This window comes from Polyangium mundeleinium, from assembly GCF_028369105.1.
GTDB lineage: Bacteria > Myxococcota_A > Polyangia > Polyangiales > Polyangiaceae > Polyangium > Polyangium mundeleinium.
In genome coordinates this window covers 6,444,156-6,458,812 of sequence record NZ_JAQNDO010000001.1, presented here as the reverse complement: position 1 = coordinate 6,458,812, position 14,657 = coordinate 6,444,156, and the positions used below count along the sequence as shown (strand labels likewise).

Annotated in this window: 8 protein-coding genes; 3 read left to right on the top strand and 5 right to left on the bottom strand. The window is 68.1% G+C overall.

Going from position 1 to position 14,657, the window contains the following annotated elements; translation table 11 throughout:
- Window positions 1-98 precede the first annotated feature (98 nt).
- The gene (locus tag POL67_RS25675; protein WP_271921604.1) at window positions 99-3,251 is read left to right on the top strand and encodes a peptidoglycan-binding protein; all 3,153 of its coding nucleotides are present in this window, start codon (window positions 99-101) and stop codon (window positions 3,249-3,251) included.
- Window positions 3,252-3,564: 313 nt separating this feature from the next.
- On the opposite strand, the gene POL67_RS25670 is transcribed toward POL67_RS25675, so the two are convergent.
- Window positions 3,565-4,242, bottom strand: a complete 678-nt coding sequence (locus tag POL67_RS25670; protein WP_271921602.1) for a hypothetical protein — start codon at window positions 4,240-4,242, stop codon at window positions 3,565-3,567.
- 329 nt (window positions 4,243-4,571) lie between these two features.
- On the opposite strand from POL67_RS25670, the gene POL67_RS25665 reads away from it, so the two are divergent.
- Window positions 4,572-5,276, top strand: a complete 705-nt coding sequence (locus tag POL67_RS25665; RefSeq protein WP_271921601.1) for a M15 family metallopeptidase — start codon at window positions 4,572-4,574, stop codon at window positions 5,274-5,276.
- Window positions 5,277-5,385: 109 nt separating this feature from the next.
- Window positions 5,386-7,410 carry a glycoside hydrolase family 19 protein gene (locus POL67_RS25660; protein WP_271921599.1) on the top strand — a complete coding sequence of 675 codons (2,025 nt, stop codon included), beginning with the start codon at window positions 5,386-5,388 and terminating at the stop codon, window positions 7,408-7,410.
- Between the two features lie 285 nt (window positions 7,411-7,695).
- On the opposite strand, the gene POL67_RS25655 is transcribed toward POL67_RS25660, so the two are convergent.
- The 4 genes from POL67_RS25655 to POL67_RS25640 all read right to left on the bottom strand — a co-directional run bounded on the left by POL67_RS25655 (window position 7,696) and on the right by POL67_RS25640 (window position 14,588).
- The gene (locus POL67_RS25655) at window positions 7,696-8,301 is read right to left on the bottom strand and encodes a hypothetical protein (RefSeq protein ID WP_271921597.1); all 606 of its coding nucleotides are present in this window, start codon (window positions 8,299-8,301) and stop codon (window positions 7,696-7,698) included.
- Window positions 8,302-8,484: 183 nt separating this feature from the next.
- Window positions 8,485-11,535 carry an ATP-binding protein gene (locus POL67_RS25650; RefSeq protein ID WP_271921595.1) on the bottom strand — a complete coding sequence of 1,017 codons (3,051 nt, stop codon included), beginning with the start codon at window positions 11,533-11,535 and terminating at the stop codon, window positions 8,485-8,487.
- 293 nt (window positions 11,536-11,828) lie between these two features.
- The gene (locus POL67_RS25645; protein ID WP_271921594.1) at window positions 11,829-13,046 is read right to left on the bottom strand and encodes an ABC transporter substrate-binding protein; all 1,218 of its coding nucleotides are present in this window, start codon (window positions 13,044-13,046) and stop codon (window positions 11,829-11,831) included.
- 24 nt (window positions 13,047-13,070) lie between these two features.
- Window positions 13,071-14,588: a sigma-54 interaction domain-containing protein gene (locus POL67_RS25640; protein ID WP_271921592.1), complete on the bottom strand. Its 1,518-nt coding sequence runs from the start codon at window positions 14,586-14,588 to the stop codon at window positions 13,071-13,073.
- Window positions 14,589-14,657: the final 69 nt, after the last annotated feature.

Here is a 14,657-nt window from a genome sequence, read left to right as displayed (position 1 = left end):
AGGTTCTTGCGGCGTCGGGCAGGCTCTCCAATGAAATGAGAAGAGCATTTCGCGGCGGCGATACGAACGCCCGATGTGCATCACGTGGAGGTATGACCATGGGCCGTAAAACACGCGAGGACGTGGGCGGGACCGAGGCGCGCCCCGCCCTTTCCGCCGAGGCGCCGTTCATGCTCACGTTGCTCGACGTAGGGGAACAACCCTACGGCGATGCAGTGCTCTGCCGCTTCGGCGACATCTCCATCATGATCGACGGGGCCCACCCCGCCAATCACCGGCGGAAAGACGGACACCTCTCGATTCAGGAGCAGATCAAGCCGCTCCTGCCGCAGCGAGGTCGCGCATCCGTGGTGACCCTCCTCATCGTCTCTCATGCGCATCAGGATCACATCGGGTGCCTGCCGCGGCTCGTGCGCGACGGGCACCTCGTCGCCGAGTGGGCGCTCGTGGCGCATCCGGAGCTCGGCTGGGGCAAAGTGGGCAGGGAACGCGCGGCGCCGGAGGTATCGCCCTCCGCGCTCCGGATCGCGGCGGCCCTGCGCGAGGAGCCGCAAGAGTTCGACGACGCCGGCGAGGAGAGCGCGTTCCTCGAAGCGGCACAGCGCATGGATGACGAGTACCGCGAGATGCTGAATACGCTGGCCCGCAAAGGAACGCGGGTCATTCCGTTTTTGGGGAGCGACGACCCTGCGGTCCGGCCGCTCGTGGAGGCGCTCGCGCGCCGCGGGGTTTCCCTGAAGCTCCTCGGCCCGACCCGAAAACACGTCGCCGCCTGCGCGGAGGGCATCTCCGGGGGTCTGGAGACGATGAGCGTCGAAATCGAGAAAGTGCTCGCGGCCGAGAGCACCGAGAGCCCCGACGAGGAGGCTGACGAGGCCAAAGAGGCGCGTGAGCTCGAGGTTTACCGTAGGTTCGCCTCGCGTTTCGCCTCCGCGGACGAGGAGGCCGGGGGGGGCGAGGAGGCGGGAATTCCCCGCGTATCGAAGTTCGTGAACCTCCAGAGCTCGGTGCTGGTCTTCGCATATCAAGGCAAGAAGTTCCTGTTCACCGGGGATATGCAGCTCGCGGATCCGCAAACCACGGACCCCACGGTGCTCGCTGGGATGAAGAAGATCCTCGGGGCCATCCGGAAGGACGCGCCCTACGACTTCGTGAAGCTGTCGCATCACGGGAGCGACAACGGAATCAGCGCAGAGCTCCTCGAGCTCATGGGGAATCCCCGATTGCTCGGCATATGCGCCGGCGAAAAGAGCAGCCGGCACCCGAACGCGAGGACGATCGATCTCATGAAGAGGACACGCGCCAAGCGCGACCTGCGCTGGGCGCGGACCGACAAGAACGGGCTCACGACGATCCGCTTCGACAAGGGCGAGCCGGCCGTGAACGTGTCCTGCGGTCACATCAACGACGCGAGCCCGCCGAGAGGCTCGAGGCGATCGGAAACGGCGGACATGGACGAGGCGGACATGGACGAGGCGGACATGGACGAGGCGGATATGGACGAGGTGGATATGGACGAGGTGGACATGGAGGAGACAGAATCGCGCGCACGTGGAAAGCCGGTCGCTTCCGGGCCGTGCGTCGGGTCTGCCCCGGAGCACGGGGACGAGACCAACGTCGGGTTTGCCGGGGAGCGGGGGGAGGAGACCAACGTCGCTCCCTTGGAGGGAGTCCTGGAGTTCGTACCTGGGTATCGGCGCGCCGGCGGGGTCGCCGCCGAGCTCGAGCACGGGCTCGAAACGGGCGCTGCGCCCTCCGACCCTGTCCTGCGCCCCGCCCGCCCCGCCAAGCCCACGGGGGAGGAAGCCACGCTCGCGATCGAGGCCGCGGCCGAGCCGGAGACCCTGTTCGACCCAGCCTACCTGGCCCCCATCACGGCGACCGAGAGCATCGTCGGCGGCGTCGACGATCGGCGGCTCATCACCCCGACGACGGCGCTGCCCTGGCGCGCGATATGCTCGTTGCGCATGACCAGCGCCGATGGAAAGCGGTTCATTGGCACGGGCTGCCTCATCAATCCGCGCACCGTCCTCACGGCGGGGCATTGCGTCTATTCCCACGCCTTCGGAGGCTTCATGAAATCCGTGGAGGTCACCCCGGCGCTTGATTCCGACGCGAGGCCGTTCGGCTCGGTGGTGGGGAAGAAGTTCCACGCCGCGGAGGAGTGGATCAAGGACAAGTCGTCGGAGTACGATTACGGCGTCATCCTGCTCGACGAGCCCATCAGGCTCGAAAGTGGCTTCTTCGTGCCCATGCCGGCCTCGAACGCGGAGCTCGAGGGCGTCCTCGCGAACATCGCGGGGTACCCTTCGGATCGAGAGCTCGGCCGGCGCCTCTTCTTCCACGCGCGAAAGCTCCAGAACATCGGGACGCGGCGGGTCCAGTACGACATCGATACGTTCGGCGGTCAGAGCGGCAGCCCGGTGTGGGTCACGCTCCCGAATGGGAAGCGCATCGTGACGGCGATCCACACGAACGGCACCACGCCCAGCGTGAAGTTCAACTCGGGGACGCGGATCACCGCCGAGGTGCTCCGCAACCTGACGAAATGGGCGGCGGAGGCGGAGGCGCCGAATCCGCGGAGGCGACGCGCGCCGCGCAGAGAAGAGGCGCCCGCGACGGAGAGCGCAGGGGAACGGCCGCGGGAGCGTACGGCGACGATGCTCAGGGGCCGGGTCATCGACCGTGTACGACGCCCCATCGCCGGCGCCACCGTCGCGATCAGCGCAGGCGACGCGCCTTATCCCGAGGTCGCAGCGATCTCGGCGGAGGACGGCTCCTTCACGCTGCCGATCACGAGGTCGGGGCGTTACGGGGTGGAGGCATTTTCGGCGGGAGGCAGAGGCGCCACCACGACCACCGTCGCGGGGGACGAGACGAGCGACGCGACCATCATGCTCGATTCGGAGAGAGAGGACATGACGAACGAAACGGTGGCGGCGCCGTCGAAACCTCCGCTGCGTGGGATGCCACTCCCGGGGACAGGCATGAAACGCTGCGTCAAGAGTGAGGCCGTGACGCAGCTCCAGAATGCGCTGGTGAGGCTCGGTCACATGACGAAGGCCCAGGTGAACGCGGACCGGGGCACGTTCGGCGAGCAAACCGAGGCGGCGCTGAAGAAGTTCCAGGCCAAACACGGCGTGCCGGTCACGGGCACCTACGGCCCGAAGACGCGCGCGGCCTTCGCGAAGCTCGGCGCGAAGGTGGCCAAAGCGCCGAAGCCCCGCCGCACGACGCGCGGCGGCGTATAACTCGCGCAGCTCCAGGCCATCATGCCCCACCTTTGTCCATGCGTAGCGCCCTGAACGCGCCACCGCGCGACGTATCCGGGCCGGCTGTGCCGAGCGCAGCCGGCCCGGATACGTCCATTGCTGCCTGAACCGAGGAATTCACCGATGGACCTGGTCTGCCCTCCCTGGCGCGGAGAATGCGTTAGGTGCGACGGCGGTCGGTCAGCATTTCACGATCGCCTCGCGCACACGAAGGCGCGCCCTCCGCGGGTACGGGGGGCGCGCCTTCGTGTGCACGGAACGGCGCATTCTCGTCGATGCGCCAGCTACAGGCTCAGCGGATCTGCCTGGCGAAGGCCCAGCCGAGCGCCACAACCAAGGAGGTCCACCCCACGAACGGGAGGGCCTTCGAGGCGACCTTGGCCACCATCTTGGCGGCAGCCTTGGCGCCGACCCGCTTCGCGAGCGCGTTCCGGAACTTGCTCGAGCGCATCGCGTTCAGCACCTTCTTCAAGGGCTTCTTCGCTTTCGAGAAGCGCCTCCCCTTGAGGTGATCGATCAGCGCCTGCCAGCTCTTCTTGTCCGCCACCTGCACCGCAAAGATGATTGCGGTGACCATGCCCGGTTCAATGCCGATCGCGGAGACGAGCTTCGCGGCCACGGTTGTCACCAGGCTCTTGGGCGGGGCCCCAGCCTCGGACGTTGCGCCCTCCTGGGCAGCCTCGGTGGCGGCGGCCTCGTTCGCGAGGAAAGCCTCGAAGGTGGGGAAAGAAAAGTCAGGGGCCACCTCATCTTCGTCCTCGCCGGCCTCCGCGGCAGCCAAGTGGCTCCCGGCGCGGGCGGCGGCCTCCTTGGCCAGCTGGTTGATCTCCGCGCAATGCGCGAAGATCGCCTTGACCAACGTCTCGCTCGGCACCGCTTTGCCAGGCATGAGCTTCTCGAGGTCGGAGACCTGCGTTTTCAGCACGAGTTCGAGGCCCTCCACCTCGCTCCGCTCGAGCACCTCGGTCACGAACTCCTGCGCCGGTTCCGCCATGGATTCGTATTTTTTCGAATGCTTTGTTGCCATGACCTGCCCTCCTGCGTGGTTCGCGCGCAGTCGTGTCCCTTCCCGCGGACCCATCAGGGTTCGCAGTCTTCGGAGCCGACAGACTCGCGTCATGCATTTCATTGGGTTTCCGGTTTCCGCCGTCAATCAGTGCGTGGCCCCCCCGCAGGCAACGTCTCACGCCTGCACCTCCGCGACCGGAGATGTCTTCTCTCAGAGTTTGTCTCCCATCCCCGGCTGGATGATTGCCATGTGAACCATGGGCACAACATTGAACCCAGAGGAGGTGTCGTATGGCCCGGACCAAGCAAAATGGAAAATCTGCGGCTGGGGTCATTAAAAAAGCGGCTGGCGAGAACGTCGACGAAATCCTGGAGGTCGGCGAGGGGGTCGAGCCCGTCGCGCTCCAGGTGGTCGACGATTCCGAGGGGGTTTTGCCGCTCAAGGACTGGCACGAGCATGTCGAGGGCGACCGGGAGGACGTCCTCGAAGACGTGGAGGTCGGCGGACATGAAACCGAAGCCGTGGCGCGGGAGAAGAAGGAGACGCCGTCGATCAATGGCTTCACCGTGGGAACCCGGAAAGGCATCGGGATCAAGACGTATCGTGTCCCGGGCACGACCGTAGCCCTGCCGGTCCGCGCGATCATCGCGCCGCTGCTCATCGGCTTCGCAAGGGAGTTCCACCAGAAGGTGGAGCGGCTGCGCAAGGGGTGGTGCTGGGGGTACGCGGCCCGCAGCGTCCGCGGCTCCAAGCGGCCCTCGTTCCACTGGGCCGGCATCGCCATCGATCTGAACGCGCCGAAGCACCCGCTCGGGCGCGCCGGGACGTTCAACGCGGCCCAGCGCAAGACCATCAACGAGCTCATCAAGAAGTACGGCCTGCGCTGGGGAGGGAATTATCGCCGCCGCAAGGACGACATGCACTTCGAGGTGATCCTGCCCCGCGCGGAGGCGGTGGCGCTCGCGAAACGCATCCAGAAAGGCGGAGCCAAATAAACCGAGCGCGTCGGCGCCTCCGTGGTGACCCTCCTCATTTTTCACGCGGACCAGGATCACACGAGGCGGGGGGATGCCCGGGTATCGAATTCCAGGAAGGGGGATTCTCATGAACAGGAATCGTCGTCGAGTCGTGGCCACCGAGGGAAGCCACGTGACCGGCGGTGACGAGGTTTACCGGAGCGAGGACGGGCCCAGGCCGTGTGGCCCTGCGACCGAGGCGGGCACCATGAAGCCCACGAGCCTGATCGAGTACGTGCCAGGGTACCAGCGGCCAAGGCCGGAGGCCGCCGCGCCCATGTCAGGCCCGCCCGGGAGGCGCGTGGAGGAGACGCCTGACAGGTTCCTCGTGCCCAAGCGGTTCGCACGGGAGGGGGCCATGCTTTTGCAGAAGCCGACGGTCGCGCCGGCGCGGACGTTCACGATGGAGCCGGAGAATGGGGGCGCCGAGGCCGCCATCCGCGTAATGCCGGTCGCCCTATTCGGCGACGATGATCGGGTCCTGGTCTCCCCGACCGACGTGGAACCGTTTCGAGCCATCTGCGCGCTGCGGCTCATCGGCACCAATGGCGCCCCAAACGCCGGTACGGGGTGGCTCATCGATTCGCGCACCGTCATCACGGCGGGGCATTGCGTGTACGACTGCCAGAAGATGGGCGGATGGGCGGTCTCCGTGGAGGTGATCCCGGCGCTCGATGCGACGCGGCGGCCCTTCGGCTCCGTCAGAGCGACCCGGTTCCGAACGGTGTCGGCGTGGCTCATGCGCCGCTCCCGGGAGTACGATTACGGCGCGATCCTCCTCGACGAGCCCGTCCAGCTCGAAGAAGGTTTCTTCGTGCCCGAGGCGCTCTCGGATGCGGCGCTCGCGGGCATCCTCGCCAATATCGCGGGATATCCGGGGGATCGCGAGAATGCCAGCCGCCTTTTCTTCCACGCGCGGGAGCTGCGGGACACCGCCGCCCGTCTCGTCCAGTACGACATCGACACGTTTAAAGGGCAGAGCGGCGCCCCGATATGGGTTACGCGGCCGGACGGGAGGCGCATCGTGGTCGGGATCCACACGAGCGGACCCAAAGAGCCCATCCGCTGGAACTCCGGGCTGCGCATCACGGCCGACGTGCTCGAGAACCTGCGGCGGTGGTCGGAGGAGGCGGCGACGCACCGGCGGGGCAGGTTACCGGCCCCCACCCGGGGAGCCTCGGCTCCCGCGAGCTCGGCGGAGAGCGCGACGCTCGAGGCCGGGACGACGGCCAGGGAGATCACGGGCAAGGTGGTCGACGCGGCAATGCGCCCGCTCGCCGACGTCACGGTCACGATCTCCAGCCAGGGCGCTCCCACGATTGCCACGACCTCGACGGAAGACGGCTCGTTTTCGTTGCCGATGGCAAAGCCCGGGCGTCATGCGCTGAAAGCGTTCTCCAGCCGGGGGGCGACCACCAAGACGACCGTGACGAGCGAGCAGCAGGGCCCTGTCACGCTGGTGATCGAATCGCAGCCCGAGGCCCCGACGGGCGGCACCGAGGCGGGCGTGGTGAAGCCCGCCGCCGCGCCCACGAAAAAGCCCGCGAAAAAGCCCGCGAAGAAGCCTGCGAAGAAGCCTGCGGCGCGGGCCGGGGTCACGCTGGCCGAGCTCAGGGCCATCATGCCTCGACTCCCGGTCGGGCGGGCCCGCGCGTGCTTGCCACACCTCAACAAGGCCATGAAGGAGGCGGCCATCACCACGAAGAAGCGGATCGCCGCGTTCCTCGCGCAACTGGCGCACGAGAGTGGGGAGCTCCGCCATTTCGAGGAGCTCGGCACCGGCAAGTCTTACGAGGGGCGCAAGGATCTCGGAAACGTCCGCCCCGGCGACGGCCCCCGCTTCAAGGGCCGTGGCCCGATCCAGATCACGGGCCGCAGCAATTACCGCACCGCGGGCAAGGCGCTCGGCATCGACCTGGAGAAAAACCCGAAACGCGCAGCCCGCCTCGACGTGGGATTCCGCATTGCAGGGTGGTTCTGGAAGAGCCGCAAGCTGAACGCGCTCGCGGACCGGGGCGACTTCAAGAAGATCACGTACCGGATCAACGGCGGATACAGGGGGCTCGCGCGCCGAAGGGCATACTACCAGCGCGCCCTGCGCGTCCTCCGCTGATCGGGGTCGGACCGCAAGCGGGGGCAGACTGCCACACGCTGAATCGCCGGAGCGCGGCCTGTACTGCGGCGGGCTCGCGCGGCTTCGGACGCGTGGGCCTCATCGGACAGCGCCTTTGGCCATCGAGATCAAGATGCGGACCGCTGCCTCGATCACCGCGTGGACGAGCGCCTGCGAGCGTCGCTGTTGCGGGACCTTCCTCGGCGAAATGGTCGATCGACTCGGCATCGGACGGCGAAACGCTACCGCGCGCGGTGCAATGCGTGAAGTTCATGCATTGGGGCCTCACGGCGACTGCCCGATGGGCACCACCACCACGCCGTTCGGCGCCGGCAGCTCGAAGTTCACGGTCACCTCATACGAGGGGGCTCCCGTCTGCGCCGCGTCGTCGGAGGTATACACCGGCACCCGGATTTGATATCGCCCCGCCCGCGCCACGTGGGATTCGTGGCAGTTGCACCCCTCGGCGGTCATTCCGAACGTATATCGCATCCCCGCCCAGGTATCCGTGGTCTGCGCGCCGACATCGACCGGCACGCCGCCCACCGGCGGACAGGCTCCGCAGGTGAGGCAGCCGTCCACGGTGCTGTCGCACGCCTGGCTGCACGAGGCGCGGATGGCGAGCGACGCAGAATAGCCGTCCTCGCACGACGAGATCGTGTATTCGACGGCGCAATCCTCCCGCAGGAAGGCCGGGAATGCCCCGTTGTTCTCGAACTGGAACGTCACCCCGTACGGCCCGGTCTCCGAGGTCTCGACCACGCATTCCGGCGGGAGCACGCCCCCCTCGCCTCCGGTCCCGCCTGCGCCGCCGGTCCCACCGGCGCCGCCGGATCCATCCTGGTTCACCGTGCTCCCGCAGGCCGTCGCCAGCACGAGCGTCGCCGCCATTGCACCACGCATCCACCACGATATCACGCTACGCCTCCTTGGATGCACGGGCCGAGCACGGGCTCGCCCTCTCCGGCAGCCTGCATGGCAATGCCGGCGCCAGCGCGAAACTCCGAGGATCCCCACGCTCCGGCGCCGGCCTCCAGGTCAAAAGGAGCCGGGAATGTGCCAGCTTGCGCCTCGTCAACCAGGACGCGCCTGCTCTTCTTGCGGGCGACCTTCGAGCGGGAGCGCGACCGCGAACGTCGAGCCCCGCCCGACCTCGCTCTCCGTCCAGATGCGCCCGCCGTGCCGCTCGACGATGTCGCGGCAGATGTAGAGGCCGAGCCCGAGCCCGCCGTACGATGTAATGGGCGCGTTCCGCGCGCGGAAATAACGCTCGAAGAGCATCCCCTGTTGCTCTTTCGGGATCCCGATGCCGGGATCGGTGACGGACAGGACGGCTTCGCCGTCGTGTTTCGACAGCGCGACGTGAATCGTGCCGCCGGAGGGCGAGTATTTGACCGCGTTGTCGAGGAGGTTGGCGAGGACCTGCGCGAGACGGCTGCGATCGGCCACCACGACGAGGTCCTCGAAGGGCTCGACGATCTCGATCGTGTGCTTCTGCAAGCCCATGGCCGCATTCGCCACCGCCTCGCGGGCGAGGTCGGCGAGCGCGACTTGCTCCGCGCGGATCGTGAGCCGGCCGGCCGCGATGCGCGAGACGTCGAGCAGGTCGTTCGTCAGCGCCGTCAACCGGCCGACCTGCGCGAGCGCGCGGACGAGCGGCTCCTTGTCCACGGGCTGTCCATCGCGGAGGCGGCGGGATATCTGCTCGAGGCGCAACGTCAGCGTGGCGAGCGGCGTCTTGAGCTCGTGGGACGCGATGGAGAGGAAATCGTCCCGCACGCGGATCGCCTCCTGCGCCTCCTGGTAGAGCTTCGCGCGCACCTCCTCGGCGCACTTCTGATCGGTCAGATCCACGACGACGACGCCCACGCCGAGCAGATCGCCCCGCCCGGTCCGGACCGGATAATAACTCGCGAGCCAGTGCCGGTCGTGGTCGGGATCTGCCGGGATCCGGGCCGATATCTCCACGCCGACGAGCGGCTTTCCCGTCTCGAGGACGTGGCGAATGTAAGACTCGACGCGCGCGGCGAGCTCCGGAATCGCCTGGCGGGGCGTCATTCCGATTTCCTCGTCCGGCGAACGTCGATGAATGCCCACCGCGAGGGCCCGGTTGCTCCGGACATACCGCATGTCCCTGTCGAGGAAGGCGAGCCCCACGGGGGCGCTCGTGAACAACGTGTCGAGCAGCGCCAGCGACTCTTCCTTGCGGCGCAGGGCTTCCTGCACTTCGCCATAAAGTCGCATGTTCTCGAGCGCCGTGGAGCACCGCCGGCCGAGCTCCTCGACGAGGGCTTGATCCTCCGGCGAGAAGTTGGTGCCGAGGGTCTTCGCGCCCATCGCGAGCACGCCCATCGCGCGCCCCTGGATCATCAGAGGCACGAGCATTCGCGGCGTGGCGCCGAGGGCGCGCAAGAGCGCGAGGTGCGCCTCGTCACGCGCGACGGTCCGAAGCGCCTCGTCGGAGACGGTCGACACGAGGAGGGGCTCGCCCGAGCAAAGCACCTGCGTGAAGCCCATCGGATCGTCGGCGCCCGGCAGATAACGCCGGAGCAGCGGACACAGGCGATCGTCGATCGTCGGACTCTCGTGCGTCGCCGCCGTCGTGGGGCGGCCGCGCGCGCCGATGCCTTCGGGCAGGACAATCGCGCACCACCGGGCCAGCGCCGGGACCACGTGCTCGACGACCGCCGCGAGCGTCCGCTCCATGTCGAGCGGCGCGGCGGCGAGCTTGCGGCTCGCCTCGGCGAGGAAGGCCATTCGACCGTGCGCGCGCTCCGCGTCGGCCCGCAAGCGGCGCTCCTCGACCAGCAGCCGGTCGCGCTCCGCCTCGGCGCGAAAACGCCGCGAGACGTCGCGGAAGCTCCAAACCCTGCCGATGACGTCCCGCCCGAGCCGCTGCGGGCGCGAATAACGCTCGAAGAGGCGACCGTCCTTGAACGCTACGATATCGTAGCTCTCCTCCTCCGGGGACTGGTAGAGCCACCGCACCTTGGCGTGGAACGAGGCCGGATCGGCGATTTGATCGAGGACGGAGGCCAAGGCCTGCTCGTCGCTCCCTTGCTCGAGGATGGACAGCGGCAGCCGCCACATCTCCACGAACTGCTGGTTGTAGGCATTGATGGTCGATCCGTCCGACGCCGTGACGAGGATCCCATCCGCGGTCGAATCGAGGGTCGTGCGCAGGAGCGAGACCGTTTTTTCGAGCTCCCCCTGCACGCCCTTCCACTCGGTGATGTCGACCATCACCCCGCGCAGCCTGGCAGGCCGGCCCTGGTCGAGCACCACGCGGACATAGTCCCGCAGCCATACCACCCGGCCGTCCGCGGCGATCATCCTGTATTCGAATCGATGGGGCTCCCCTCGGGCCGTCGCCTCTTTGCAGAGCGCCACGCACCAATGGCGGTCGTCCGGGTGGATGTGGTCCACCCAGAACGTCGGCTCCTCGATCCACTGCGCGACGGGGTATCCGAGGATCTGTTCGGCGTGTGCACTCACGTAGGTGAAACAGAACGTGTCCGCCTCGACCTCCCACACGATGCCGTCGATGTTGTCGATGATGTCCTCGATGCGACTCAACCGAGCCGTGCGCCGGACGCTGAGAGGCCCGCCGGCCGTATGCACGGACCGCTTGCCGTCCTCGGCGTGGCTCCCGTGCTCGTGGGCCTCGTCCGCCACGCCGTACGGCCTTGGCGCCGGCGCTTGTCCGGGAGCGACGAGCCCCACGAAGGCGAGCGCCAGGAGCGCGTCGCCGCTCTCCGCTTGCACGGCGTGCACGTGGCCCGACAGGGGGACGAGCTGCCCGCCGTCGGCAACGATGCGGTAATCGACCGAGCGACTCGTGCCGGTCGTGGCGACCGCGTGGCAGACGTCGCGGAGGCGCGCCCGATCGTCGCGATGAACCCGGCAGAGGACGCACGAAGGGGACGGCACATCGCTCCCCGTGAGGCCGAGCAGCGCGCTGGCCTGGCGATTCAGGAAGGACAACGACAGCTCCGTCGCGTCGGCGAGCCAGACGATCGCCCCGAGGCTGTCCAGGAGCGAAAGGCCGCTCCCATTTTGCCCGAGCATCTCGCGCAACGTGCTCCCCGCCACCTGCGCGTTCAAGTCGCTCGTTCCATCGTGCACGTCGCCAACCTTTCCCGCAGAGCGGTCCCACGGATCTTCTACATACCTGACGGGTGAAGCTCTTGCAGCCCTGCGAAGGGCTCTCCCGCGCCGGTCCGTCTGCTGGGGTCGGGTCTTGGTTTGGCGCCTCTCCTTCGTCGCAACCGGATCCCCTTGCACATCGCGGGAGAGGCCGGTCGTCCGCAGGAATCAGGTTTCGAGGGCGTAGCTCGGGGTCCTCGATCTTTGCGGCGCGCGAGAGCAAGGAAGAACCCAGGCCCGCTTTGGGGGGCGAGCAGGGAGCGTCGCTTTTTTCAGTTCGCAGGGACCGACCGCACGCGCCCCTCGTACCGGAACCGCCCGCCCTCGATGCGGGCGATGAACACGTCCTTCTCGGGGTTACGGTCCTCTCGCATCGTGATCGTCCCCGTGACGCCGACGAAACCGCGGGTATGGGCGAGCGCGTCGCGCACCGCCTCGCGGGTATCGGCGGAGGCGCGCTTCATGGCGTCGAGGAGCAGCGCCGCCGCGTCGTAGCCCAGCGCCGAGATGCTCGAGGGGTCCCGGTGGTATCGAGCGCGGTAGGCGTCCACGAAGGCACGATTTTCCGCCGAGGGGATGTCGAGCATCCAGTGCGTCGTGAACGCGGCGCCCGTGGCGCCTGCGCCCTTCCGCAGTGTGTCGCTGTCCCAGCCGTCTCCGCCGAAGAAGTCACGCCCGGAGAACCCGAGGGCGCCCGCCTCCCGGAAGACGTCCTGCATGACATTGTAATACAGGGGCGCGTACACGACGTCGGGGCGTTGCGTTTGGAGGTCGCCGAGCGGGGCTGTGAAATTCGTCGCGGTCGTGAGGATCCTACGCTCGAAGACCGTGGCGCCGAGCCGCTCTGCCTGCTCGCGGAACGTGCGTGCGAGCAAGGCGCTATAAAGATCATCGGAAGCCAACAAAACGCCGATTTTCTTGTGACGGCGCTCTTGAATCAGGTACCGCGCGGCCGCCCTGCCCTGCGCCTCGTCGTCGAAACATGCACGAAACACGAACGGACCGACCCGGGTGACGTCGGGGTTCGTGGATGCAGGGGTCAGCATGGGGACGTGGTTCTTGTCCGCGACGATCCCGCCGACTTTGCTGCGCGACGAGGCGACCTCGCCGAGAACGGCGACGAGGGTGGGATCCTTGGAAAAGTCGAGAACGGCCTTGGAGGCATCCCGTGGCAGGCTGTGGTCGTCCGCGTACACGAGCTCGATCGAGCGGCCGCGAATGCCGCCGGAATCGATCACGCGTTCCACGGCGAGATCGATGCCTTCTCTCGTCTCCGTTCCGAAGGTCGCCTCCGCGCCGCTGAGAGGGAGATAGACGCCAATGCGCAAAGGCGCCAGGTCCGTCGGTGCGCTCGGCTCTTCCCCGCGAGGCGGCGCCATCGTGACGACGGGAGGAGGCGGGGCGGGCGTAGACGCGCAGGCCAGGACGAGGGCGCCCATGGCCCCGAGGGTGGCTCCTGCAAAGGTGCGGTGTTGCGCGACGAACGGCATCGCGGCACGATATCATGCTTCGGGCTACATCCCGAGCTTCTTCATCTTGCTTTGCAGCGTGCTCGGCTTGAGCCCGAGCAACCTGGCCGCGCCGCCGGGCCCATACAGCTTGCCGCCGCACGCCGCGAGCGCCGCCGCGATGCAGCGCCGGGAGGCCTCCTCGTACGTCTCCACGCGGCCCGGCTCGGGCGAGACCTCGGGGCCCCTTTTTCCAGCGCCGAGCGTCGCGGGGAGCGCCAGCGTGTCCCCAGGTGATAACAAAAGGGCTCGTTCCAGTACGTTTTCCAGCTCGCGCACATTGCCCGGCCAGGCATGGGCGCGGAGACGCGCGAGCGCCTCCGACGTGACCCGCGGCGGGATACGGCCGACGCGCAGCGCGAGGCGGCTCAGGATGACCGGCACCAAGGCCTCGATGTCCTCGGGACGCTCGCGGAGCGGCGGAACGACGAGGGGAAACACGTCGAGGCGATAATAAAGATCCGCCCGAAAGCGCCCGTCGGCGACCATGGCTTCCAGGTTGCGGTGCGTCGCCGCGAGGACGCGCACGTCGACGCGCAGGGGCGTTTGGCCGCCGACGCGCTCGATTTCACCTTCCTGCAGGACGCGCAGGAGTTTTACCTGGGCGGCGAGCGGGAGATCGCCGACCTCGTCGAGAAGCAGCGTGCCGCCGTGGGCTCGTTCGAAATACCCCTCGTGCCGCTGCGTCGCGCCGGTGAAGGCGCCGCGCTCGTGGCCGAAGAGCGTGCTCTCGACGAGCTGTTCTGGCAATGCGCCGCAATTGACCTTCAAAAAGGGGCGATGGGCGCGCAGGGAGAGGGCGTGGATCCTCCCCGCGACGACCTCCTTGCCAGTGCCGGATTCGCCGCGAATCAGGACGGTCGTGTCCTGGCGGGCGAGGAGCGGCACCACGTCGCGAAAAAGGGTCTGCATGGCGGGGCTCCGGGCGATGACGTCCGGCGGGAGCACAGCGCGCTGGAGCTCGTCCCGAAGCTTGCGGCTGTCGGCGTGGGCGCGGCGGGAGAGCGTGGCCACGCGGTGGAGGACGGACGCGTGGTGCAGCGCGACCGAGAGCAAGCGCCCGAGGGCGCCGAGCAGGGGCGGCGTGAGTGCGGGGAATGCTGGGGTCAATGGGCCGAGGGCGAGGAGGGCGTACGCCGGGCCGTCTGCGGCGTGGAGGGGCAAGGCCACGAGCGTGACGGCCCCGTGCGCGCGGGCGCGGGAGAGGTCGTCGGGGAGGCGCTCCGCCGCGGGAACGGGGACGAGGCGCGGCGCGCCGTCGGCGAGGGCGCTCTGCGCGAGCGATCCGGGCAAGGTGCGGTGCACGCGCGCGGGCGCTGCGGCGTCGGGCCCTTGGAACAGGGCGTCGGCGGTGGACAGGGTGGGATCGCAGTGACCGAACTCGAAAAAGCGGAGCGGGAGGTGGCTCGCGAGCACGCCCGCCGCGGCGGTCACGATCGTCGGAAGCGTGTGGGCATGGACCGAGACCTCCGCGAGCGCGGCGAGCAGCTCGAGGGTCGGATCTCCAGGGGTCGCAGCGGACATCGGGACCATCCTAGCTCACATGTACCGAAATATCGGTGGTTCGGTACTGGGATTTCGGTGGTGGCGCCG